The 24,165-nt window shown below is 42.6% G+C and carries 19 protein-coding genes, 3 tRNA genes and 1 riboswitch; of the genes, 11 read left to right on the top strand and 11 right to left on the bottom strand.

Annotation, left to right across the window (positions count from 1 at the left end; all coding sequences use genetic code 11):
- Nucleotides 1-216: 216 nt before the first annotated feature.
- A tRNA-Phe gene (locus tag M8998_RS06075) sits at nt 217-289 on the bottom strand.
- A gap of 189 nt (nt 290-478) precedes the next feature.
- On the opposite strand from M8998_RS06075, the gene mnmA reads away from it, so the two are divergent.
- Complete coding sequence (gene mnmA / locus M8998_RS06070; protein ID WP_249991361.1) at nt 479-1,570, top strand: tRNA 2-thiouridine(34) synthase MnmA; 1,092 nt, start codon at nt 479-481, stop codon at nt 1,568-1,570.
- A gap of 116 nt (nt 1,571-1,686) precedes the next feature.
- On the opposite strand, the gene hisD is transcribed toward mnmA, so the two are convergent.
- Nucleotides 1,687-2,985, bottom strand: coding sequence for a histidinol dehydrogenase (hisD, locus tag M8998_RS06065; protein ID WP_249991359.1), 1,299 nt, complete (start codon nt 2,983-2,985; stop codon nt 1,687-1,689).
- Between the two features lie 2 nt (nt 2,986-2,987).
- On the bottom strand, nt 2,988-3,839 hold the full coding sequence (hisG, locus tag M8998_RS06060; protein WP_249991357.1) for an ATP phosphoribosyltransferase: 852 nt from the start codon (nt 3,837-3,839) through the stop codon (nt 2,988-2,990).
- Between the two features lie 352 nt (nt 3,840-4,191).
- Between hisG and M8998_RS06055 the strand changes: the two genes are divergently transcribed.
- Complete coding sequence (locus M8998_RS06055) at nt 4,192-5,106, top strand: carbohydrate kinase family protein (RefSeq protein WP_249991355.1); 915 nt, start codon at nt 4,192-4,194, stop codon at nt 5,104-5,106.
- Here M8998_RS06055 and M8998_RS06050 read toward each other — a convergent pair.
- On the bottom strand, nt 5,103-5,699 hold the full coding sequence (locus tag M8998_RS06050; protein ID WP_249991353.1) for a sugar O-acetyltransferase: 597 nt from the start codon (nt 5,697-5,699) through the stop codon (nt 5,103-5,105). The genes M8998_RS06055 and M8998_RS06050 overlap by 4 nt on opposite strands.
- Nucleotides 5,700-5,818: 119 nt before the next feature.
- Between M8998_RS06050 and M8998_RS06045 the strand changes: the two genes are divergently transcribed.
- The gene (locus tag M8998_RS06045; RefSeq protein WP_249991351.1) at nt 5,819-7,273 is read left to right on the top strand and encodes an aminoacyl-histidine dipeptidase; all 1,455 of its coding nucleotides are present in this window, start codon (nt 5,819-5,821) and stop codon (nt 7,271-7,273) included.
- 80 nt (nt 7,274-7,353) lie between these two features.
- Here M8998_RS06045 and M8998_RS06040 read toward each other — a convergent pair whose 3' ends face one another.
- Complete coding sequence (locus M8998_RS06040) at nt 7,354-7,986, bottom strand: nitroreductase family protein (protein WP_249991349.1); 633 nt, start codon at nt 7,984-7,986, stop codon at nt 7,354-7,356.
- A 118-nt stretch (nt 7,987-8,104) separates the two neighbouring features.
- Here M8998_RS06040 and M8998_RS06035 point away from each other — a divergent pair, with 118 nt between their 5' ends.
- Entirely contained in the window at nt 8,105-8,938 is an 834-nt protein-coding gene (locus M8998_RS06035) for a patatin-like phospholipase family protein (RefSeq protein ID WP_249991348.1), read from the top strand.
- On the opposite strand, the gene M8998_RS06030 is transcribed toward M8998_RS06035, so the two are convergent.
- Nucleotides 8,928-9,695, bottom strand: coding sequence for an alpha/beta fold hydrolase (locus M8998_RS06030; RefSeq protein ID WP_249991346.1), 768 nt, complete (start codon nt 9,693-9,695; stop codon nt 8,928-8,930). The genes M8998_RS06035 and M8998_RS06030 overlap by 11 nt on opposite strands.
- A gap of 224 nt (nt 9,696-9,919) precedes the next feature.
- Between M8998_RS06030 and M8998_RS06025 the strand changes: the two genes are divergently transcribed.
- A tRNA-Arg gene (locus M8998_RS06025) sits at nt 9,920-9,993 on the top strand.
- Between the two features lie 143 nt (nt 9,994-10,136).
- On the opposite strand, the gene M8998_RS06020 is transcribed toward M8998_RS06025, so the two are convergent.
- Together M8998_RS06020 and M8998_RS06015 are read right to left on the bottom strand one after the other, a co-directional pair.
- Nucleotides 10,137-11,315 carry a homoserine dehydrogenase gene (locus M8998_RS06020; RefSeq protein WP_249991344.1) on the bottom strand — a complete coding sequence of 393 codons (1,179 nt, stop codon included), beginning with the start codon at nt 11,313-11,315 and terminating at the stop codon, nt 10,137-10,139.
- 32 nt (nt 11,316-11,347) lie between these two features.
- Nucleotides 11,348-12,652 (bottom strand): O-acetylhomoserine aminocarboxypropyltransferase/cysteine synthase family protein, encoded by a 1,305-nt coding sequence (locus M8998_RS06015; protein ID WP_249991343.1) that lies wholly within the window; start codon nt 12,650-12,652, stop codon nt 11,348-11,350.
- A gap of 245 nt (nt 12,653-12,897) precedes the next feature.
- Nucleotides 12,898-13,009: riboswitch (SAM riboswitch) on the bottom strand.
- A gap of 388 nt (nt 13,010-13,397) precedes the next feature.
- Between M8998_RS06015 and pckA the strand changes: the two genes are divergently transcribed.
- Complete coding sequence (gene pckA / locus M8998_RS06010; RefSeq protein ID WP_249991341.1) at nt 13,398-14,948, top strand: phosphoenolpyruvate carboxykinase (ATP); 1,551 nt, start codon at nt 13,398-13,400, stop codon at nt 14,946-14,948.
- A 16-nt stretch (nt 14,949-14,964) separates the two neighbouring features.
- Nucleotides 14,965-15,975 (top strand): class 1 fructose-bisphosphatase, encoded by a 1,011-nt coding sequence (gene fbp, locus M8998_RS06005; RefSeq protein WP_249992428.1) that lies wholly within the window; start codon nt 14,965-14,967, stop codon nt 15,973-15,975.
- A 61-nt stretch (nt 15,976-16,036) separates the two neighbouring features.
- On the opposite strand, the gene M8998_RS06000 is transcribed toward fbp, so the two are convergent.
- On the bottom strand, nt 16,037-16,579 hold the full coding sequence (locus M8998_RS06000; RefSeq protein ID WP_249991339.1) for a porin family protein: 543 nt from the start codon (nt 16,577-16,579) through the stop codon (nt 16,037-16,039).
- 349 nt (nt 16,580-16,928) lie between these two features.
- Here M8998_RS06000 and M8998_RS05995 point away from each other — a divergent pair, with 349 nt between their 5' ends.
- From M8998_RS05995 to M8998_RS05980, 4 genes are all read left to right on the top strand, one after another.
- Nucleotides 16,929-18,419, top strand: coding sequence for an amino acid permease (locus tag M8998_RS05995; protein ID WP_249991337.1), 1,491 nt, complete (start codon nt 16,929-16,931; stop codon nt 18,417-18,419).
- Nucleotides 18,420-18,537: 118 nt separating this feature from the next.
- Nucleotides 18,538-19,788 (top strand): DEAD/DEAH box helicase, encoded by a 1,251-nt coding sequence (locus M8998_RS05990; RefSeq protein ID WP_249991335.1) that lies wholly within the window; start codon nt 18,538-18,540, stop codon nt 19,786-19,788.
- A gap of 139 nt (nt 19,789-19,927) precedes the next feature.
- Nucleotides 19,928-20,197, top strand: coding sequence for a hypothetical protein (locus M8998_RS05985; protein WP_249991333.1), 270 nt, complete (start codon nt 19,928-19,930; stop codon nt 20,195-20,197).
- 46 nt (nt 20,198-20,243) lie between these two features.
- A complete protein-coding gene (locus M8998_RS05980) occupies nt 20,244-20,480 on the top strand; it encodes a hypothetical protein (protein ID WP_249991332.1) in 237 nt (78 codons plus the stop codon).
- Nucleotides 20,481-20,683: 203 nt separating this feature from the next.
- On the opposite strand, the gene M8998_RS05975 is transcribed toward M8998_RS05980, so the two are convergent.
- Nucleotides 20,684-20,757 (bottom strand) — tRNA-His (locus M8998_RS05975).
- Nucleotides 20,758-20,974: 217 nt separating this feature from the next.
- Nucleotides 20,975-24,151 carry an efflux RND transporter permease subunit gene (locus M8998_RS05970; RefSeq protein WP_249991330.1) on the bottom strand — a complete coding sequence of 1,059 codons (3,177 nt, stop codon included), beginning with the start codon at nt 24,149-24,151 and terminating at the stop codon, nt 20,975-20,977.
- Between the last annotated feature and the right edge of the window lie 14 nt (nt 24,152-24,165).

Here is a 24,165-nt window from a genome sequence, read left to right as displayed (position 1 = left end):
CATTTTTTTGTCGCTTTTTTTAGATTGCCGCACCCTCGTACCTTGGGTTTGCAATGACGTGGAATTTAAAGCTATGACAATCGCTGAAGACATCTTCTAAGGAAAATAGCGATAAATATGCGAGAAGAATCAATGGTCGCAAAAATCTCTTCAGCGAAAATTATCAAATAATTTTTAAAAAAAATACGTGAAAAAAATAAGAAGGGAAAATTTTTGTGGTGCCAGCTGGATTCGAACCAGCGACACAAGGATTTTCAGTCCTTTGCTCTACCAACTGAGCTATGGCACCTCTTGCTACGCATCTTTTAGAGATTTGTTGCGATGCAAATGTAGGTTCTTTTTTCTGAAATTGAAACATTTCGGGTAAATATTTCCCTGTCGTGAAGCAAATGCCTGATTTGTATGTAGATAATTTTTGACAACAAATAAACATCCGGAAAGATTATTAAGGGTATCTTTGTGCCTCCATTGAAATGCTATGAGTAAAAGAGGAAGAGTATTGGTAGCGATGAGTGGCGGAGTAGATAGTTCCGTCGCTGCGGTGATGCTCCATGAACAAGGATATGAGGTAATCGGGATCACCATGAAAACCTGGGACTATGCTGCTTCTGGCGGTTCGTCCAAGGAAACAGGGTGCTGTAGTTTGGATAGTATCAACGATGCGCGATCTCTGGCGGTTAGTTACGGCTTTCCACATTATATATTGGATATCAGAGGTGAGTTTGGTGATTTTGTGATCGATAATTTTGTCGATGAATACATCGCTGGCCGCACGCCGAACCCTTGCGTATTGTGTAATACACACATTAAATGGGAAGCGTTGATGAAGCGCGCCAATATGTTGGATTGCGAATTTATCGCTACTGGGCACTATGCTAATATCCGATTGCACGATAATAACCGCTATGTGATTTCTAAAGGACGCGACGAGAACAAAGATCAGTCCTATGTACTTTGGGGTGTTACGCAAGAAAACTTAGCCCGTACGCAATTCCCATTAGGCAGCTTTACCAAAGCAGAAATTCGGCAAATGGCTTTGGATATGGGGCAAAAGGAATTGGCTTCTAAATCGGAAAGCTATGAGATTTGCTTTGTACCGGAGAATGATTATCGCGCTTTCTTGCGACACAAAAAGCCTACGCTGGATCAGGAAATTGGTCCTGGAAACTTTCTGTTGGCAGATGGTACGGTCGTGGGTCAGCACATAGGATACCCTTATTTCACGATCGGACAACGAAAAGGATTAGGTATTGCGCTGGGTAAACCCATGTTTGTCTTGGAGATCTTGCCAGAAAGTAATTCTGTGGTGTTAGGGGAAGAACACGAGTTAGAGAAATCGCAAGCCTTCGTGAAAGATATCAATCTGGTAAAATACGCTTCATTTGATCAGCCAATGGAAGCGGTAACTAAGATTCGGTATAAAGATGCAGGCATGCTTTCTACGCTTACACAACAAGGAAGCATGATGCAGGTAGATTTTATGCATAATGTGAAAGGGATTGCGCCTGGTCAGTCTGCCGTTTTCTATGAAGGCGACGATTTGTTGGGTGGTGGTTTCTTAATGAAATAAAATAATTTAGCGGCATAGGTGTTTGAAATAAATCTGGCACCTCTTGGCTTCATTAAATAAAAAACGCCCTTTGCTATTCATCGCAAAGGGCGTTTTTTATGTCTGACAAGCAATACTTAGGATTCCAGATCTTTTAACCGGATACTCACCGCATTTTTATGCGCTTGCAGTCCCTCCAGTTCAGCCAGCGTTTCAACAGTCGATCCGATCTGGCGTAAGCCATCAGAGGATAATTGCTGAAACGTGATTTTCTTGACGAAAGAATCTACAGAAACTCCAGAATAGGAACGCGCATAACCCGAAGTAGGCAGTGTGTGATTGGTGCCTGAAGCATAGTCGCCCACGCTTTCCGGCGTAAGGTGCCCTAAAAATACCGATCCAGCATTCAGCACACCCGAAACCATGCGTTTCCATTGATCCGATTGAATGATAAGATGCTCCGGTGCATATTTATTCGAAAATGCTAAAGCAGCTGTGATATCGTCGGCGCAGATTGCATAGGAATTTTCTAGGGCTTTTTTTGCAATAGCAGCGCGCGGAAGATCCGCAAGTTGCTGTTCCAAGGCTTGGTTAACCCTTTCGATAAGCTCCAACTTTGTGGATACCAGCACAGCTTGGCTATCCGCTCCATGCTCCGCTTGTGCCAGTAAATCAGCGGCAATATACTCGGCATTTGCCGATTCGTCCGCGATCACTAACACTTCTGATGGGCCGGCAGGCATGTCGATACTCACTTGGGTAAGGCTTTGAATCAAGGATTTTGCCTTGGTCACAAATTGATTGCCCGGCCCAAAGATCTTATCTACACGCGGCACGCTTTCCGTTCCGAAAGCCATGGCAGCTACGGCTTGCGCACCACCGATTAGGTAGATTTTTTTGATTTGCAGCAACTTTAGGCAGTACGCGATAAAGCCATTCACCTTGCCGTCTTTTTGTGGTGGGGAGCACACCACAATTTCCTTGCAACCAGCGATACGAGCGGGTACACCCAGCATCAGTAGTGTAGAAGGGAGTACCGCAGAGCCACCAGGAATGTATAGTCCTACTTTCTCAATCGGACGAATCTCACGCCAGCAGCTCACGCCGGGCATTGTCTCGATCGTACGTTCTTTCTTGAGCTGCGTAGCATGAAATTTATAAATATTCTGAAAAGCAATCTCCAATGCCCGTTGTTGTTGCCTCGAAATCGTAGAAGCTAATGCTTCGATCTCTGCTTCTTCTAAATATAAGGCATCTAATGAAATCTGATCGTACTTCAATGCAAACTGTCGAAGCGCATCGTCGCCTTCTGCCTCGACTTGTGCAATAATCTGCTCCACCGTACCCTGAATCTCATTGTTGGGATCGGTATTACGCAAGGTGAGACGATCCATATCATCTGCCGACAGCTGTTCGTATTGATAGGTCCTTAACATGCTTACAAGATGATTTTTTCAATAGGCATCACCACAATACCCTGTGCGCCGGCAGACTTCAACGTGTTGATTTTTCCCCAAAAATCTTCTTCAGGAATCACTGTATGCACGGCTACCCAACCCTCTTCTGCTAAAGGTACAATTGTCGGTGATTTCACCCCCTGTAATAACTCTGTAATCTGCGGTAAATTGGTTTTTTCTACATTTAAGACTACATATTTTGTTTCCTTGGCGCGTAGCACCGATTGGATGCGTTGCAAGAGTTCGCACAGAATTGGATTTTCTGCCAATCCAGACCGGCCAATCAAGATAGCTTCCGAAGTACTTACATCAGCAAAAGGCTTCAATCCGTTGTTTTTCAACGTACCGCCAGTAGACACAATATCACAGATGGCCTCACTAAGGCCCAATCCTGGCGCAATCTCTACAGAGCCAGAAATAGGATGTATTTCTGCGGATATTTGCTTGTCTTTTAAAAACTTGCCAAGAATATTAGGGTAAGAGGTAGCGATAGATTTGCCATCCAAGTCTTTGATATCGTCGTAGTTGGCGTCTTTAGGTACCGCCAACTTTAGCGTGCACTTTCCAAAACCCAATCGTTGCAAGTAATCCACATTCGCCAGCGACTCGTCAATCACATTTTCACCTACAATACCCAAATCAGCAATACCTTGCTCCACATAATCAGGAATATCATCGTCTCGCAAAAAGAGGATTTCTAGGTTAAAATTAGAAACAATGGTAATTAGAGAACTCTTATAGTTTTCGAAATCCAGGCCACAATTTTTAAGCAATTGTACTGATTTCTCATTCAGTCTACCCGATTTTTGGATAGCAATCTTTAGATTTTTCAAAATATTTATCAATTATTTGTTGAAGGATACTAATTATTATTCGAACACCCATGGGATGGAATGCTTCACGTAGAAACACATACATTTATCTATCGCCACAATGGCGATGATGGACAGGTACGTGATATGAGACGAATAAAATCATGTGTATTAATTCACTGGTAAATATAGGAGTTAGCGATCGTAAATCCAAAATACCAATCTGTCAAATCTGAAATCAGTATAATTATTTTTCGATAAAACAGGGGCGGATATAAGGAATATGACAGCGAGATTCCGGTAAAATGTGTAATTTGTGACTGGATTTTTCATACATAAATACGTCAAAAAAAGGCGAGCATAAACATTAACAATGCATCAACAAAGAATATCGAAAGTGACCTGTTTTGGCGAAATTCTGTGGGATCTATTTCCGGGGAAAGACAAAACTGCGGGAGGAGCGCCTTTCAACGTAGGCTATCATCTGCACCAAATGGGCGTGGAAGTACATATGATCTCTGCGGTAGGGCAGGATGCATTGGGAGACGAATTACTGAAAAAACTGGATAGCTGGGCGATGCCTTCTAAAGGTATTCAACGAAATGACGATTTTCCGACGAGCACGGTAGTAGCTACCATTGATGACGATAACGAGGCGCATTATGAAATTAAAGAAGGTGTAGCCTGGGATCATATTCAACGATTAGACACCGATGTGAAGCTGCTGGGCAATACGCAAGCATTTGTTTTTGGTTCTTTAGCTGCAAGAAATAGGAAGTCTCGCGAAACGTTGTTTGCCCTACTAGATAACAGCTCTTACCGGGTGTTTGATGTGAATCTCAGACCGCCTTATATAGATCAAGAGTTGCTTCTGCAATTGCTTAAAAAGTCGGAAGTAGCCAAATTTAATGCCGCAGAATTGCAATTAGTCCTATCTTATTTAGGAAAAAGATATGCTGATCAACAAGATGGTGTATTCTATCTGCAAGATTATTTTGATATCCCGGAAATCATTTTGTCGCGTGGCGCCGCTGGAGCTGCGTATTTCTGTGACAGAGAAGTATATAGTCTTCCGGCTGCGAAAGTGACTGTGAATGATACCGTAGGAAGTGGAGATTCTTTTCTCGCAGGCTTTCTTTCTGCTCACCTAGCCGGGATGAATCCAGAGGAAGCATTGGAGCAAGCCATTTGTCTCAGCGGATTCGTTACCTCGAAATCGGGTGCCTGTCCAGACTATACCCAGCAGGATATAGAACAGATGAAAGAAGCTTATCGTGTCAAATCCTAAAATTTCCGGTCTTTATAATAGTATGCTTTATCTTCTTCGGTAATCGTCTTGATCACGCGGCAGGGGTTACCTGCTGCGACCACATTGGCTGGAATCGATTTGGTAACGACAGAACCAGAGCCGATAACCGTATTTTCGCCGATTGTAATGCCGGCGTTAATAACCGTGTTGCCTCCAATCCAGCAATTATTGCTTATGTGTATGGGTAGTGCATATTCCCACCCTGCCACACGTGGTTCAGCATGAATGGGATGTCCGGCCGTAAATAAAGATACATTGGGTCCGATCATCACATTGTCACCGATACTGACCAAAGCACAATCCAACACCGTCAGGTTAAAGTTGGCGTAAAAGTTTTCGCCGATATGGATGTTATACCCATAATCACATCGGAAGGGTGGCTCAATCCAAAAAGCCTTTCCAGTGATGCCGAAGAGATTCTTGATGATACGTGCACGATCCTTTATGCGGGATGGCGCTAGATTATTGTATTCCATTAGCGCCTCCTTTGCTAGCAGGCGTTCGTCAAACAATTCTCGACCATCTGCTCGGTAAGGCTCTCCGGCAATCATTTTTTCTTTCGCAGTTTTCATAAGAATTTAACCTGATTTTGCATTCGAATATACAGTTTTGCGGTGTATTCTGCACGAAAGTTGACATTTCCTGCCTGAACCAGTACATTTGATCTTATAACAAAACTTGAATAGTATTTATGAGTATACATACCCTTGAACCTACTGCGATATGGTCGCATTTTGCAACGATTAATGCCATTCCGCGCGCGTCCAAGAAAGAGGAAGCAATTATTGAATACATGTTGTCTTTTGGAAAATCCTTAGGACTTTTTGCTGAGCGTGACGAGGTCGGCAATGTCCTGATACGTAAGCCGGCCACATCGGGATATGAATCCAAGAGTATCATCGTATTACAAGCGCATCTGGATATGGTGCACCAAAAAAATGCAGAAACGGATTTCAATTTCGAGACATCCGGCATTCAAATGCTGATCGATGGCGACTGGGTACGCGCAGATGGCACCACACTGGGAGCCGATAATGGAATAGGTGTAGCCGCTATCATGGGCGTATTGGCTTCTTCCGATATTCCGCATCCTGCTATTGAAGCGTTGTTTACTATTGATGAAGAAACGGGCATGACTGGCGCGAAGTCCTTAGCACCCGGTTGGTTAACGGGATCTTATTTACTTAACCTGGATACCGAGGACGATGAGGAGATCACGATAGGATGTGCCGGTGGTGTGGATGTAACAGCTACCGGAGCATTGCGCGAAGAGGCGACTACAGCTTATGATACATTAGTACATATTGCAGTGAAAGGCTTGCAGGGTGGGCATTCGGGTATGGATATTCACAAAGGACTCGGTAATGCCAATAAATTGTTGATGCGTGTGTTGGATTCCGTGATTAGCGAAGCAGATGCTCGATTGTACACGGTGGATGGCGGAGGACTACGTAATGCTATTCCGCGCGAAGCGACAGCAACATTGGCCTGTCGTTCGGCTGATGCAGCTGGGATTCGTGATATGGTAAAAAGAACGCAGCAAATCATCGCGAAAGAATATGCAGCTACAGAGCCTAGTTTAGCTATTAGTACCACTCAGGAAAATGCCGATGATGAATTAAGTGTGCTTACTGTAGAGTCGCAGCAGAAGTTTGTGGCGGTGTGCAACGTGGCGCACCATGGCGTATTTCGAATGAGCGCGGTATTCCCTGATCTGGTAGAAACATCTAATAACGTAGCGCGTATCGTCTTGAAATCTGGGAAGTATACTATCCTTTGTCTGACAAGATCGGCTATTCAATCGTCCAAGGAATACTTGGCAATGATCTTACGATCTACTTTTGAGATGCTGGATGCAGAGGTTGCTTTTTCTGGAGATTATCCTGGCTGGGAACCAGAGCCTGAAGGAGAGTTGGTACAGTTGACAGCCGATACGTACAGACGATTATTCAACTCCGAGCCATCCGTGTGTGCAGGGCATGGTGGTTTAGAATGTGGGCTGATTGGGAAGGTATATCCAAACCTTAAAATGGTATCTGTAGGACCAACGATTCGCGGTGCGCATTCGCCAGATGAACGTGCATCCATTTCGTCGGTAGCCAAATTTTGGAATTTCTTTTTGGAGCTGCTGAAAAATACACCTTAGTAGTTCACAAAGTTTTATATAAGGCTTGAAAAAACCTCCTGAAATATGATTTCAGGAGGTTTTTTCAAGTCTGCAATAGCTTACTTGTATTGGATCACAAATTCGGACTTCTCTGTACGAACCTTTTTCATATTGACCAACCAGTCATTGGCTTCATCGCGATATCCTAACGCCAGAATCGTGACAGACTTTAATCCTTTTTCAGAAAGTCCTAGTAGCTCATCAAGCTGTGCATTTACAAAACCTTCCATCGGTGTTGCATCAACTTGTAGTTCTGCCGCAGCTGCGATTGCCATGCCAAAACCAATGTATGCCTGTCTGGCGGCATGGTTGAAGTGATCATCTTTAGTTTGGGCTTCAAAGCCCTGCTTTAACATATTTTTATAGTCGTCACTAGCACCAGAAGGTAAGCCTCTTTCGGTTTCCTGTTGTGCAAAAACCTGATCCACACGCTCTTCTGTGTATTCGTCAAAAGCCGCAAATACCAGTAGGTGCGAAGCATCAGTGATTTGTGACTGACCGTATGCTATAGGTTGGATTTTTTCTTTCAATTCTGTGTTAGCTATTTCAATAACACGGAAAGGTTGTAGGCCTGAAGAAGTAGGAGCGAGCCGGGCCGCTTCTACTATATAATCTACTTTATCTTGTGACACTGCCGTGCCATTCATCTTTTTGGTGGCGTATCGCCAGTTTAGTTGCTCGTGAAGATTCATATCTTTTAGTTTTGAATAACGCTACAAATTTACGGCCAATAAATGATGTTTAAACATGTAATTTTTCTTTGTACATAAATATGACAATTTATATTTTGATTAAAATCACTTATTTTAGATGATGAGCATTTTCAAAAGCAAGCGAAAGGTTTCTCTCGTATTGGGAAGCGGCGGGGCACGAGGTCTAGTGCAGATTGGCGTTATTAAAATGTTGCTTGAAAAGGGCTATATCATCGATGAAATTATAGGATGCTCCATCGGATCCTTGATTGGTGCTGCCTATGCACAAGGAAAACTAGATGACTTAGAGGAGTGGTTGAAAGGGGTGACCCGTATGAAAGTATTCCAATTAATGGATTTTTCTAATCCGTGGTTTGGTATTTTAAAAGGAACAAAAGCCCTAGACTCTCTGAAATTGGTATTTCCCGACATCGCGATTGAAGATCTGCCTATACGTTATGTGGCCATTGCGACTGATCTTACGAATGAATGTGAAGTGGTGTTTGATAAGGGAAGTGTCTACGACGCCATACGTGCATCCATTGCGATCCCTGCCGTATTTACTGGTGTAGATTCTGAAGGTCGTTACCTGGTAGATGGAGGTGTGCTCAATCCTCTACCCATCAATTATGTTAAAAAAAAGAGGCGAAATATCGTTGTGGTAGTCAATCTCGACGGACGTCCTAATCCTGAATTTGGTGCTGTGGCGTCTGGTGGCAAGTATACCTCGGTAACCGTGTTGCAAGAGGCATACTTTGCTATGCGTCGGCGCATGAGCCAGTTATCTATCGATATGCACTCGCCAGATTATGTGATTACAGTGCCACATAATACGGCTGGAATCTGGGATTATCACCGCACCCTGGATCTAGTCGAAAAAGGCATGCAGTGGACCGATCTTTTGCTTCCTGATGTGAGTTCAAAGCGCGATAAAGCAGGTGTCAAATTGTAGTTCCGCTCGGAAGACGATTTAGATAGGCTGATAATGCAGCGTTAAATGCAGCTGGGTTTTCCAGATTTGGGAGATGTCCAGATCCTTCTATACTTACGAATTCTGACTGCGGTATATGATCCTTCATCTCGAGCATAAGCGTTTCGGGTGTTATTTTATCGTGCTGACCACGAACTAATAAAGTCGGGATGGTAATGTTAGGAAGTAAATCGGATGTATCAGTACGCGATGCCAACGCCAAAAGTGTGGCACATATACTCGTGAGGCTGTTTCGTCGAATACTACTTTTTATAAGCTCAACGGCTTCTAGATTTTCTTCCGCCCGCGGCTTGGCAAAGATGTTTTCGATAAATCCGATGGCAAAAGGACGGCGACCATGCGTTAATACCGCCTGTATAGAGTCAAATCTTTTTTGCTTTGCTATTTTATCGTCCGCCTTGCTGTGTGTGTCACTCAAAATTAATCCGGAAAAAAGCGTAGGCGCCAATTCATACGCGCGCAGAGCTATATACCCACCCATCGAAATACCGCATAGAATCACCTGTTTCATTTCCATTTTTTTAATAAATGCGATGAGGTCTTTAGCAAACAAGTCGATGGATAAGAAGCCATGTCCGGATGTGGTGTTTCCATGTCCACGAATATCTAACGCTATTCCTGTCGTCGAATCATCTAATGCCTCCAGCTGCGCTTTCCACATATTCTTATTAAACGGAAATCCATGCAGAAAAAGAATTGTCCTATGTTCTTTTTGCACCGCTTTTTTTATAAAAAAAGAGATACTAATATCACCAATTCTGATTTTATTGCTTTTAATTCGCTCGGCCATATGCTAGTGTGCTATGTAAATGTTTTGTTTTCAGTTAAATAGGGTTTAAGCCCTGTTTTTCTGTCCTTAAAGTTTAGAAAAAGTTTGCAATAATCGAAAAAGTAACGATATTTGCCTCACCAAAAACGGTATACACCGATTGGTAAAAGACTGCGCTCATAGCTTAATTGGATAGAGCACCTGACTACGGATCAGGAGGTTAGGGGTTCGACTCCCTTTGAGCGCACTTTTTTATTTCCCTGCTATCTTTTCCGCTTTATTTCTCGAAACAAATCTTCGCTTTTTAGCTTTTCGGAGTCGTATTTATGCAAAGAAAAATTCCTGTACTACTCCAGCAAACATACTAGAGCAGCACAAGAATACATATTATTATGCTAATTCTGCCAGAAAGTAGCCGTCGCGGTGAATCAATTCACGGTGAGCAATGATTTGTTGTAGGTTGATCTTTCCGATCACATATTTAAAATCTTGTCCGTAGAAGCGTTCGGAGATACTATTGAAGCCCAGTGTTTCCAGAATTTCTTCGTCCTGATAGCGTAAGTAAACGTTCAATTCGTAATCGGTAGAATAGGTAACCTGCTGAGATTTTGAGTGTTTTTTAAACTCATAACGATAACCATATCGAAGTGCCGTGATATCAGATAACACCGCCGATCCGGTTGGATGACCGCCTGCACCTTTTCCGAAGAAAAACTGCTCGTCTGCAAAAGCAGCTTTTACCACCACACCATTATTTTCATTCTCCACACCGTATAGTAGGTTGTCTTTGCTAACGAACTTCGGCAATACATATAAGATAATCTTACCATCTACCTCTTTTGCCAATGGAATCAGCTTGATTTTGTAGTTTTTCTCACGTGCATAGGTAATATCTGCTAAGCCAAGCTTATTGATTCCCAAATTGAGAATATCTTCTGGTTTGACATAGATGCCGTAAGCGTGATTGGCAACGATTGCCAGCTTGTACTTAGGGTCGTAGCCTCCCACATCCAATGTGGGATCCGTTTCTGCAAAGCCCAATTCCTGTGCTTTCTTTAGCGCGCTATCGTAATCTTGATTTTCGTTAAAGATCTTCGATAAAATATAATTGGAAGAACCATTGAAAATTCCGCTTACGCTATGCAGGAGCTCATTGTCATAATATTCCTCCAGGTTGCGAATGATTGGAATCGATCCACATACCGCACCTTCGTAAAGTAACGATTTGCCGGTTTCTTCCTGTATAGTCGCTAATTCTTCCAAATGGGTTGCGATCATCTTTTTATTGGCAGATACCACATTTTTACCAGCATACAATGCGCGTTTTGTGATTTCAAAAGCAGCATCGGCATCATCAATAAGTTCCAGTATCGTATTTATTTCTGGATCATTCAACACGCTGTCTGCATCGGTCGTAAAAAGGTGTTCAGGAAGCGATCGTTGTTTCGTTGGGTTTTTAATGACAAATTTCTTTATTTCTAGATTTAGATCTTTGGTTTTGATAATGTCGTACAGTCCTTGGCCAACTACTCCAAATCCAAACATCCCAATCGTTAATTTTTCACTCATTTTATATCAAATTGTTTTTTAGTTACGCAAATTTATAGTGCTTCAAAAGCTTGTTCCAGATCAGCTTTGATGTCGTCAATATGTTCGATTCCTACAGATAATCGAAGGACACCTGGGTATACGCCAGAGCGTTGTTGTTCTGCCGTACTTAGCTGTTGGTGTGTGGTTGTAGCAGGGTGTATGATGACCGTTTTCGCATCGCCAACATTCGCCAGATGACTGACCAATTCTAAAGCATTGATAAACTCGTTGGCTTTGGTACTACCTCCGCGAATAGTAAAAGACAATACCGCGCCATAGCCATTTTTTAAATACTTTTGGGCGGCATCATGATAGGGATGGCTCTTCAGTCCGGGATAACTTACAGATTCTACCTGTGCATGGTTTTCAAGCCATTGGGCAATTTCCAGCGCATTATCCACATGCCGCTGTACGCGCAATGAAAGTGTTTCCAATCCCTGTGTCAGCAAGAAAGAATTGAAAGGGGAGAGGGCAGGGCCGAAGTCACGCAATCCCTCTACGCGCGCCCGGATGGCAAACTGTATATTGCCAAAGTTGCTATTTTCTCCAAACACTTCCGAGAAGATTAGCCCATGATAACCCTCGGATGGCTCAGAAAATTGCTTGAACTTACCATTACCCCAATTGTAATTGCCACCATCGATAATCACGCCACCAATGGTCGTGCCGTGGCCGCCGATCCACTTCGTGGCTGACTCCACTACAATGTGAGCACCATATTCTAAAGGCTTGAAAAGATAACCGCCTGCACCAAAGGTATTGTCTACCACAATAGGAAGGTCATGTTTTTTGGATAGGGCAGAAAGACGTTCGAAGTCAGGAATGCTATATGCGGGGTTTCCGATGGTTTCTACATAAAGCGCTTTGGTACGGTCATCAATTAATTTCTCAAATTCGTCTGGATCACCCTGGTCTGCAAAGCGTACTTCAATGCCTAGCCTTTTAAAGGCAACTTTAAATTGATTGAATGTGCCGCCATAGAGATGGGAGCTCGCCACAAAATTATCTCCGCTTTCTAGGATATTATTCAGTGCGATAAATTGGGCTGCTTGGCCGGAAGAAACCGCCACTGCCGCTAAGCCACCTTCCAGCGCTGCTATTCTCTTTTCAAAGACATCCGTTGTCGGATTCATAATCCGAGTGTAAATATTTCCAAACTCCTTCAATGCAAAAAGGTTGGCGCCATGTTCTGCGTTGTTAAAAACGTAAGATGAGGTTTGATATATCGGGAGTGCGCGTGCCCCAGTAGTGGGATCGGCTTCCTGTCCTGCATGTATTTGCAGGGTTTCAAATTGTAACGGTTTTTTGTAGGCCATAGTAACTTAATTATTGTGGAACATAAAATCAGGATTAGTCTGTACGAAAGGAAAGAGTCGTTTATAGGTTGCGGTAGGCCAAATCGATGTACAGGTCATCGCTTAAGACTAATCACAAAAAACGACTATCGCATTCGTGAGTGGCAAGCAACCAATTGCAGCCAATGACAAATCGCTGTAGAAATTAAGTGTGGACGATCTTCCGAAGAAGGGAATAAGTTGATTTTTTCGTTCATCTGTTCTATTATTTATATACTCCAAAACATGGTTTTGGACAGGAATTGGCACCTTTTCAACGCTCTGTTGTTGGTTGCCAGCGGGTCATCGAGCCAGTCTCTCGCCGCTTCTTTATAAATCAAGACCTGATCGCTTTGGTGTAGGTGTTGATTTGTATTATCGAATGATATACATAGCAAATATAGGGTTTTTGTACAGCCATGCAAATATATGATCAAATCTTTTTGGAAATGTTTCCTAGCTGAGATACTATTAAAGTTGGTTAATCAAGTGTATTGGGAGTTGTTTATCCGCATCTCCAACTCCTTTTGTTTAGTGCCTTGAAGATGAATATTGTTGTTAAAATAGGCTAAAATGTTTTAGCATTTAAATTATTTTAATCATCAATTTAATTAGTTGATATACAGGTTTTTATCCATGTGTATTTGCTACAATAAGCGTTTTTATAATTTCCCGACAATTGGTTTATGGTTAATTTTGTTTCATAAAATCAAACGAATAAACTGTAATGCAAAAAATTCTTCAAGACTACCAAATTGAACTTGCTTTAGAGCCTAAAGGTGAGGTGTTTAGTGAGTTAACACCCGCCGAATTAATTGAGCATGCCATTTTGAATAAGGAAGCGACACTTTCTGCTTCCGGTGCGCTGAATATTATGACAGGAACTTTTACAGGACGCTCTCCTCGTGATCGCTATCTGGTGCGTGATGAAGTCACGGAGGATACGGTGCATTGGAATGATACCAATCAACCCGTCAATCCGAGTGTATTTGAGGCACTTGAACAACAAGTGAAAGTTTATTTAGATTCTTGCAAATCACTTTATACACGCACGGCAAATATCGCAACGTATGCTAAATATAGCAGGAGAATTCACTTTGCGACGGAGCTGGCTGCACAAGATTTGTTTATCAGTAATATGTTCCTTCCTAAGCAAGAAGTGGAACAGCAAAAGGATTGGACGGTGTGGGTGGCATCTCTATTAAAAATCGAAAATTATGAGGAACTGGGTCTTCGAGCATCGAATGCGGTGGTGCTTGATTTTACCCGGCGTAAAGTGCTAATCATTGGAACGGCATATACAGGAGAAATCAAAAAGAGCATGTTTTCTATGATGAATTTTGTGTTGCCACAAGATCATGGTGTCTTTCCAATGCATTGCTCGGCTAATACAGGTAAAAATGGAGAAACAGCCTTGTTTTTCGGTTTATCTGGCACAGGGAAAACCACCTTGTCTGCAGATCACGATCGTTATCTGATTGGTGATGATGAGCATGGTTGGTCGGACGAAGGAATCTTCAATTTAGAGGGAGGTTGTTACGCCAAATGCATCAACCTAAAAGTCGAAAGCGAACCCGATATATTTGGTGCTGTGCGGTTTGGGGCATTAACAGAAAATATGCTTTACATGCCAGAAAGTCGCTATCTGGATTACGAAAATAGCGCTGTCACAGAAAATATACGGGTGTCATACCCTATCAATTACATACCACATGTGGTAAAGATCAATCACTCCGCTTCGCCAAAGCACATATTTTTTCTGACGGCAGATGCTTTTGGCGTGTTGCCGCCATTATCCAAGCTTACGGTGGAGCAATCGATGTATTACTTTCTAAATGGATACACCGCGAAAGTGGCGGGTACCGAGGTAGGAATTGCAGAGCCCGTGGCTACCTTTTCCGCTTGTTTTGGTCAAGCATTCTTGCCGCTACATGCAAGGCGCTATGCTGAAATGTTGCGTGATCGATTGCAACAGGATTCTTCTACACAAGTTTGGTTAGTAAATACAGGCTGGATAGGAGGGCCATATGGTGTGGGACGCCGTATCCCGCTATATCACACACGTGCTATGATCCGTGCCGCGATGTCAGGTGCATTGAAAGATGAGCATTATGTACAGCACCCGGTTTTTGATCTTTCGATGCCAACCGCTTGTCCACTCGTGCCAGATACCATTTTGAATCCTCAATCTCTTTGGCAAGATGCGGAAAGCTACACGCACAAAGCACAGGAATTAAAAGACCTGTTTGAAAAAAACTATCAGAAATACACCTACTAAATCGGCGCGATCTTACATTATGGAATTTAAAACCTTAGGGCAGTTCATCATTGAAAAGCAGGAAGAGTTTCCGTTTGCCAAGGGAGAGCTTTCCCGTTTGCTACGGGATATTGGTATTGCTGCGAAAGTGGTAAATAGGGAGGTCAATAAAGCCGGGCTTGCTGAAATTCTTGGTCCTTACGGACAGTTCAATGTACAGGGCGAAGAACAGCAGAAGTTGGATGTATTAGCCGACAAGGAGTTTATCTCAGCGCTGAAGCGCGGTGGAGAATGTTGCTACATTGCTTCCGAAGAACATGAAGAGGGGTTGGATCTATCATCGGAGGGTAAATACATTGTATGTATTGACCCCCTCGATGGATCTTCCAATATTGATGTCAACATTTCGATAGGAACAATATTCTCTATTTATCGTCGTAAATCTTCGTCGGGCCGCGTATCCGAAGAAGATGTATTACAGCAAGGTGTGCATCAAGTGGCTGCCGGCTATGTACTGTATGGCTCATCGACGATGTTAGTGTACACTACTGGTCATGGAGTAAACGGTTTTACATTAGACCCCAGTATTGGCGAATTTTGCTTGTCACACCCGATGATGCGTATTCCCGAAAATGGCAATACCTATTCGATTAATCAAGGTAACTTTATCAACTTCCCGCCTGCGATAAAAGAGTATGTCAAAATGTGCCAGGAGGAGAATTTGGAATCTGGTCGTCCGTACTCGCTACGGTATATCGGGTCTCTAGTCGCAGACCTACACCGTACAATACTCAAAGGTGGTATCTTTATGTATCCTGAAAGTGTTCGGCATCGTAAAGGAAAGCTGCGCCTCATGTATGAATGTAATCCCATGGCATTTATTCTAGAACAGGCCGGTGGTCGAGCTTCTACGGGAAAAGAGCGTATTTTGGAAATACAACCGGATGAATTGCATCAACGCACTCCGTTGGTGATCGGAAGTTCAGCTATGGTGCTGGTGGTCGAAAAGTTGTACGCTGATATAGGTAAAATAGCTCAAAGCACATAGATAAGCACTACTCGAAAATACAATACCTCTATTCACATAAGTAGCGTTTTATTAGCATATCTTAAAGTAAGCGAAAGCGAAGACCAATTTGCAATTGTTGAATAAAGGTATCACTTGGCTCATTAATACGACTAATGCGATGCTGACGGCGGTATCTAAAGTAGAGTTTGCTCCATTCTATACCAAGTGCATATCCTGAGGTTAGCTCTGTCCTGAACGCGGGTAAACCATTATGGAGACGGTGTTTTTCTTCGTTAAGTAATTTGCTGAATTCTATACCCGCAAGTAGTGCAAATTGTGGTGTGATGGTTAGTTTGGCCAACAATGGAAGGTTAAAGTAATCAACTGACCGCGTTGCTTTGCTAACGCCATTAGGTAGCGAATGGGTAGTTTCGTTAGTACGTAAGCGCGAAACATTATAGCCTGGCTCCAACTGTAACGCAAAATATCTGCCCAATTCATACGTAATGAAAGCACCGAATTGGAAGCCTATTCGATTAGATGAACGAAACTCGTCGCCAATTGCTTTGCTAAAATTACCTCCACCGTGTACACCTAATTGTACTTGTGCTTGTGCAGAAAAAACAGTGATGCAGTATAGCATGCAAAGGAGTGCGAGTCTATTTTTGTTTTTATGTAAGGTACTGCTGCTTGTTAGAGTCATGTCATGCGTGAGTGAAGAAGCAAAAATATGAAAAATGACCTCAAAGAATATTGACTTTTGTAACATTTTAGTCAATTGTTCATGTTTTGTAATATGAGACTTAATAACGCCAAACTGTGAGGTATTTGCAGATTAAATTGGTGTTTCTACGAGTTATGCAGCTGTTATCGTATAATATATGAGATTTTAATCGTTTATTTTGATCAAACATGGAGAATTTATGCCTGTAAGCAGTCTGTTTTTTGTATTTTTTTGTACGTTTACGGTGTCTAATAAATTAATCTAAATCATGTGGTATAAGAAGTCCATATCAAAGTTGGTTGCGGAGGCGCAGCAAAGTGGAGAAGGAACGCTAAAAAGAACATTAACGAGTACCGGTCTCGTAGCCCTTGGCGTGGGTGCAATTATCGGAGCCGGGTTGTTTTCATTAACGGGTATCGCGGCAGCGGATCACGCTGGTCCAGCGGTGACCATCGCCTTTGTGATTGCTGCAGTTGGTTGCGCATTTGCAGGTCTTTGTTATGCTGAGTTTGCTTCCATGATTCCGGTTGCTGGGAGTGCGTATACGTATTCTTATGCTACCATGGGTGAATTTATGGCGTGGATAATCGGTTGGGATTTGGTATTAGAGTATGCGCTAGCCGCCGCTACGGTATCTGCCAGTTGGTCGCAGTATGTCAATCAATTGGTGATTACCATGTTTGGACAAGGCCTACCCGAAACTATTTTGCACGGGCCATGGGAGGGAGGTTTTGTGAATCTTCCCGCTATTATCATTGTGGTTTTGATCTCTCTTTTGTTGATGCGTGGTACACAAGAATCGGCATTAGTCAACAATATATTAGTGATCTTGAAAGTAGCTGTGGTATTGGTATTCATCATTATAGGATGGAGTTTTATCAATCCGGCCAATCACGATCCCTTCATTCCTGTCAATGAAGGGGAAGAGTTGCTGCGAGCTGGCAAGATCGGAATGTTCGATTTTTTCAGTGAGGGTTACTTTGGTCATTATGGAATTAGTGGTATTCTGAGAGCTGCGGGTGTGGTATTTTTTGCATTCATAGGCTTTGATGCGGTGAGTACTGCGGCACAAGAAGCAATAAATCCTAAAAAGGGTATGCCTATCGGTATTATCGGTTCACTGATAATCTGTACGTTGTTTTACGTAGCATTTTCTTATGTATTAACGGGTTTAGCGAATTATAAAGACTTTCAAGGGGATGCTAGTCCGGTAGCTACTGCATTTGCTGCAACGGGCTATACGTTTTTAAATACTGCTATGACGGTTACGATCATCGCTGGCTATACGTCTGTGATTTTGGTGATGTTATTAGGTCAAAGTCGCGTGTTCTACACGATGAGTAAAGATGGTCTTTTGCCAAAAATGTTCTCAGACCTTTCCAAGCGTCAAACTCCGTGGAAAACGAACATGATCTTTATGATATTCGTGAGCATCTTTGCGGGCTTTGTGCCGGTGTCGGATTTGGGACACATGGTGAGTATTGGTACTTTATTCGCGTTTAGCTTGGTCTGTATTGGTGTGGTTGTGCTTCGTTACAAGAACCCTACTGCCGAGCGTCCGTTCAAAACACCTCTAGTGCCTTTAATTCCAATCTTGGGCGTATTAGTGTGTGTGGCAATGATGGCTTCACTACCTATTGAGAGCTGGGAACGTTTAGGGATCTGGATGTTGCTTGGTGTGGTGATCTACTTCATTTACGGCAGAAGTCGTAGTGTATTACGTAAAGAGATTGAAAGTGGAAGATACGAACAGGATTAATTCTTAATCACAGCTTTATAAAACAAACGCTGCCTGATACAGGGCGGCGTTTGTTGTTATATACCACAAAAAATTAGTACATTACGGCAGTTTTAATTTAACACCAAACATTACATATTTGAAATTTACCGAATTTGGTTTCGTTCCAACATTGGAAGAGGGACTAGAAAGTATGGGATTCCAGGATGCAACTCCAATACAGGAACAAACCATACCCGTTATACTAAAAAATAAAGACCTGATTGCTTGTGCGCAAACAGGCACAGGAAAGACCGCTGCTTATTTACTGCCTATCCTCAATAAGATTTGTGAAAATCCTAAAGAATTTGTCAATACGATCATTTTGGTACCCACGCGCGAGTTGGCGTTGCAGATTGACCAACAGATTATGGGCTTAGGATATTTTACAGGAGCCACATCTATTTCTGTGTACGGTGGTGGGGATGGAATGGGGTATGAACAGCAAAAACGTGCCCTTCGTGATGGTGTTAATATTATAGTGGCCACACCGGGTCGCCTAATTAGTCATATGTCTTCCGGAAAGTTTGATTTTACGCAGCTGGAACACTTGGTCTTGGATGAAGCAGATACCATGTTAGATATGGGATTTCACGATGATATTCTTCGGATTATCAGCTACCTTCCTAACAAGCGGCAAAGTCTATTATTCTCGGCCACCATGCCGGGTAAGATCCGTACATTGGCGAAAAAAATTCTGGAGGATCCACAAGAGATTAATATTGCTATTTCCAAACCTTCTGCCGGAATAGATCAGCATGCGTACATGACGTATGATGATCAGAAAGGCAAGTTGATTCGACACATTCTGTCGAACGAAGCCTATACTAGTATCATTATTTTTGCTTCGAAGAAGGAGATTGTAAAAACCTTAGCTCGTGATCTTTCACGAAGTGGCATCGAGGCAGAAGGGTTTCATTCGGACTTGGAACAAGCTCAGCGAGAGTCCATCATCAATAAGTTCCGCTCAAAGCGCCTACGAGTATTGATTGGGACTGATGTTATTAGTAGAGGAATTGATATTGTGGGCATCAGTTTGGTCGTCAACTACGATGTACCACCAGACCCGGAGGATTACGTACATCGCGTGGGTCGTACGGCACGGGCTTCTACCACAGGTACAGCGATCACCTTTATCAATGAAAAGGATCAATCTCGTTTTTCAAGAATCGAAAGCCTTATAGAATACGAAATCAAAAAGATGCCGCTACCAGAGGGATTCGGAGCAGCGCCGACATATAATCCACGATCATCAGCACCGCAAAAACGAAATAATTTTCGCAAGAAAAAAAATAATGGCAGAAAAGCGAGTCCTTCACAAGGATCCGCCGGTACGAACAAAGCTTCTTAATTTTATCTTTCTTCTGAAATCTGTAGCTTGTTTGCTGTAACCTTGTTCTTGACATCCCGACCCAAACAATATTTGGGTCGGGATGTTTCTTTTAATAACCTTTGAACAACAAGTAGAATTATGTATTAATACCATTGTTATGTTTATTAAAAAAGACCTTTTACAAAAAATTGAACAGTATCGTGCGGAATTTGTGGCTATGAGTAGCGAGGTGACAGATTATTCTGCCGAGGAGATCTTTGATACGTACTTCTACGAAGAAAGTGATGAGTTGCCTACTGTAGGCTTCAATCCTCAATCTGGTGAGCATTTACGTGTGGGGGAGAAGATTTATTATCATCCTGATAAAAGCCATCTGGTGCCGGAAAATTTGCGGCAGGAGCTTCGGGAAGCCAAATTGGACGATTAAATAGATAGTAAACTGTTATATTTAACATATTAAACATTTTTATATTATGGGTTATAATAGGAAATTTAGCCACAGTGTCAATGGTGATTCTGTAGAATTTGACGTTACATACAATACTGAAAATCATTATTTTACGGTGCTTGAATCTGGTTTGTCGGATTCTTATCTGCTAAAGTTTGATATGGCGACCCGTACATGGAGTACGGATGGAGGGGCGGAATCGAAAATTGCTGCGGAAGATTTGGCAATATTAGTGCAAAAGCATTTTGGAAGATCCGTGTAATGAATACCCGCGTTGCCAGTATTATACTACAATCGCTTACCCACCACATAATATGCGTAAGCATGTAAAAAGCGAAGATACTATCTTCGCTTTTTACATTAGTTGCTATGCGTAAACCTGGACTCGACTCGCTTGCCTCAATCACAGATTCTCAAAATTTCCTAAAAATAAAAAAGCCCTTTAAGATATCTTAAAGGGCTTTGGGTAAATGATGGGGCTCGAACCCACGACCCTCGGTACCACAAACCGATGCTCTAACCAACTGAGCTACATCTACCGTCTTTTCGTGTTACAAAAATAGTATAATTATGTAATTGTAGCAAGTATTCTTTTTGAAATTAATGAGTGGCAGAATAACTTGATGATTGCTAGGATATTAATTTTTATAATTTCTTTAATTCACGAACTTGCCTGCCAAAAAATATGCCTTGATGTATGTTTAAAATACATCAAGGCATATCATGTGAGTTATCGACTATTCGAAAATTCCATTTTTAAGAGTGTTTTATATCCATCTCATCCACGTAATCTTCGCGCATCTTAAAGTCTTCGACCATAAGATCTACGTAGTTTGCATTTTCTTTACTGCCGAAGCGACGTTGTAAGCCATCGAAGATGGAGTATACGACGGGCACGATCACTAAGGTCAGGAATAGAGATGATAACAGTCCACCGATGATGACAATGGCCAAACCACGGTTGGTATCCGCCCCATCACCTGTAGCAATAGCAATCGGAATCATCCCAAATACCATTGCGATGGTGGTCATCAAGATCGGCCGTAGACGCGCATGGTTTGCTGCTACGAGCGCATCGAATGTGCTGGCACCAGATTCCTTTTTGTGGTTCGCAAAATCCACTAATAGGATCGCATTCTTGGCTACCAAACCAATTAACATAATAATACCTAAGATGGTAAAGATGTTTAACGATTGATTCGTCAATGCCAAGGCTAATAAGGCGCCGATAAAGGATAGTGGAATGGAGAATAAAACGATGAATGGCGTAGCGAATGAATCGTACAAGGCTACCATCACCAGGTAAACCAATAGAACGGATGCAATCAAGGCGATACCCAAGGTGCCGAAGCCTTCAGATTGGTTCTCCATATTACCGCCCCATAAATATTGCACCCCTGGAGCACGTTCCATTTGCGAGAAGTTTGCTTCCCAATCGGCTGCTACAGCACCACCCGAACGCCCGATTACCTGGCCTTCTACGGATACCGCAGGCGACTTATCACGACGCTCCAAAAGGGTAGGACCAGAGCTGTACTTCACCGTAGCAAACTGCTCTAGCTTGACAGCCTCTCCATTATTATTAATGAATTCTAGATTCCGTACGTTGCCAATATCATAACGACCTTTATCATCAAACTGGATGTTGATTTCGTACTCATTATCGCCTGCACGGAACTTGTTGTCTGTGTTTCCGGCATAGGCTGTTTGCATGCTCATACCGATGGTAGAGATGTTTAAACCCAACGAAGTCATCTTTTCGCGATCCACCTCTACATTGATTTCTGGATTACCTGTTTCGGAAGTAAGCTTTACGCCCACAGCACCCGGCACTTCACGTAGAGCATCAGCAGCACGTTCGGCAAATTCCAGTGCGTCTTCCATGCTGGATCCGATAATGGTTAGCTTAAGCGGCGCTTGTTCTGCACCGATCAAGCCCATGGCTACCATTTTAATTTTTGGCCCAATCAAGCGTTGCTCTAATTCACGTTTCAGCTGCGCTGAATATACCCGCGAATTAATTTGCGTTTTGTACTCGTCTTTGATAAAGACTTGGATCTCCGATTTATAACGTGAACCACCAGTAGACATCACCCCATCACTGGATTGACCAACAGAAGTAATCATCCGGTCGATCTCAGGCTTGGTAGCCATGTAAGCTTCTGCCCGTTGCGTAAATTGATTGGATACTTGCAAAGAAGCGTCTTTCTCTAGCTCTAGCTGTACCAGGAATTCACCACGGTCACTGCTTGGGAAGAAGTCGGATCCGATAAAGCCTAATGGTAGTAGCGCTATCGATGCGGCAAATAATACCAAGGCGATCAATAAAGTAACGATCTTCGTTACCCAGTTTTTAATAGACCATTTCAGCAAATCAGAAATCCAATGAGTGAAACTGGTTAATCCACTTTCAAAAGCATGAATAATACGTCCGAATAACGAAGTTTTGCTCATGTGGTCTAATTTTCCAAAACGTGAGTACAACCAAGGCACGATGGTAAAGGAAACTAAAAAGGATAAAGATGTTGCAATGATAACCGTCACACAGAACTGCTTCAAGATATCTGCCACTAATCCAGATGAAAGCGCAATCGGCAAGAATACCACAACGATTACCAAGGTAATGGCAGATACCGTAAACCCGATTTCACTAGCGCCATCATAAGCGGCACGCACCTTATTTTTGCCCATCTCCATGTGGCGGTGAATGTTTTCCAATACCACAATAGCGTCATCCACCAGGATACCTACCACCAGCGATAAAGCCAATAGGGACATCAGGTTTAGGGTGTAGCCCATAATCAATAGACCGATGAATGTTGCGATCAAAGATAATGGAATAGCAACCATGGTGATGGCGGCATTACGCAAACTATGCAAGAAGAATAGCATGATAAAACCAACTAAGACAATCGCTATCATTAAATCGTGTACCACATTATTCGCCGAGCTCAACGTGAATTCAGAAGAGTCAGATGCCAAGAAAATGTTGATATTGTTTTCTGCATAATCTGTTTGTACCTGTGCGATGGTTTTTTGCACCAATTCAGATACTTCTACGGCATTGGCATCAGATTGTTTAAACACCTGCATTAAGATGGTGTTTTGACGATCTAAACGCGCAATTTTTTCGATTTCGGCAATACCATCCTGTACGTCCGCAATATCGCGAAGGTAGATGATCGATCCAGCCGAAGTAGTGATCGGTAGGTTTCTCAACTCATCAATAGTATTTACCTTACCCGCCAAACGAATGGTCGTGCGCTTTTCATCCGTAGTCACACTTCCTGTCGGGAAATCCAGATTGGAAGAAGCAATCATCTGTTGCACCTGGGTCAACGGTAGGCGATAGCCTTGCAGTTTATCCGGGTCAATACGCACCTGAATTTGACGCTGTTCACCACCAACCATGTCGACTTTTGCGACACCATTGATTCGTGCAAAAACAGGTTGTATTTTCTGATCCAGTAAGTCGTACAAATCTTTCTCTGATAAGTTGGACGTGACCGCCAAACTCATAATCGCGACGTCGTCTAATGAGAATTTATTTAACGAAGGCGGGTCTACATCGTCTGGAAGATCATTAAGTACCGCGTTAATTTTACGCTGCGCATCTGTCAATAAGAAGTTGACATCTGCTCCCGTGTTCAGTGTAATCATCACGATAGAGACGTTCTCCATAGAAGTCGCTTCTACCTTCTTGATACTTTCTAGAGAAGATACAGCATCCTCGATCACGCGCGTAACCGTATTTTCTACTTCGGTAGGAGACGCTCCGGGGTACACAGTTTGTACCGTGATTACGTTTGTTTCAAATTTTGGAATCAACTCATACCCCAGTTGGGAGTAAGAGAATATACCACCCAGCGTCAATAGTATAAAGAGTACTATGATGATGCTCGGTCGTTTGATGGAAATTTCACTTATTTTCATGCCAAATATTTTGT

The sequence above is a fragment of the Sphingobacterium sp. lm-10 genome (assembly GCF_023554555.1).
Lineage (GTDB): Bacteria > Bacteroidota > Bacteroidia > Sphingobacteriales > Sphingobacteriaceae > Sphingobacterium.
Note: the sequence above shows the minus strand (reverse complement) of the source record. Positions and strands in the feature narration are given on the sequence as shown.

Coding starts and splice junctions, on each gene's coding strand:
- mnmA (WP_249991361.1), top strand. CDS start 479: ATGAGTAAAAGAGGAAGAGTATTGGTAGCGATGAGTGGCGGAGTAGAT.
- hisD (WP_249991359.1), bottom strand. CDS start 2,985: ATGTTAAGGACCTATCAATACGAACAGCTGTCGGCAGATGATATGGAT.
- M8998_RS06055 (WP_249991355.1), top strand. CDS start 4,192: ATGCATCAACAAAGAATATCGAAAGTGACCTGTTTTGGCGAAATTCTG.
- M8998_RS06050 (WP_249991353.1), bottom strand. CDS start 5,699: ATGAAAACTGCGAAAGAAAAAATGATTGCCGGAGAGCCTTACCGAGCA.
- M8998_RS06045 (WP_249991351.1), top strand. CDS start 5,819: ATGAGTATACATACCCTTGAACCTACTGCGATATGGTCGCATTTTGCA.
- M8998_RS06040 (WP_249991349.1), bottom strand. CDS start 7,986: ATGAATCTTCACGAGCAACTAAACTGGCGATACGCCACCAAAAAGATG.
- M8998_RS06035 (WP_249991348.1), top strand. CDS start 8,105: ATGATGAGCATTTTCAAAAGCAAGCGAAAGGTTTCTCTCGTATTGGGA.
- M8998_RS06020 (WP_249991344.1), bottom strand. CDS start 11,315: ATGAGTGAAAAATTAACGATTGGGATGTTTGGATTTGGAGTAGTTGGC.
- M8998_RS06015 (WP_249991343.1), bottom strand. CDS start 12,652: ATGGCCTACAAAAAACCGTTACAATTTGAAACCCTGCAAATACATGCA.
- pckA (WP_249991341.1), top strand. CDS start 13,398: ATGCAAAAAATTCTTCAAGACTACCAAATTGAACTTGCTTTAGAGCCT.
- M8998_RS06000 (WP_249991339.1), bottom strand. CDS start 16,579: ATGCTATACTGCATCACTGTTTTTTCTGCACAAGCACAAGTACAATTA.
- M8998_RS05995 (WP_249991337.1), top strand. CDS start 16,929: ATGTGGTATAAGAAGTCCATATCAAAGTTGGTTGCGGAGGCGCAGCAA.
- M8998_RS05985 (WP_249991333.1), top strand. CDS start 19,928: ATGTTTATTAAAAAAGACCTTTTACAAAAAATTGAACAGTATCGTGCG.
- M8998_RS05980 (WP_249991332.1), top strand. CDS start 20,244: ATGGGTTATAATAGGAAATTTAGCCACAGTGTCAATGGTGATTCTGTA.
- M8998_RS05970 (WP_249991330.1), bottom strand. CDS start 24,151: ATGAAAATAAGTGAAATTTCCATCAAACGACCGAGCATCATCATAGTA.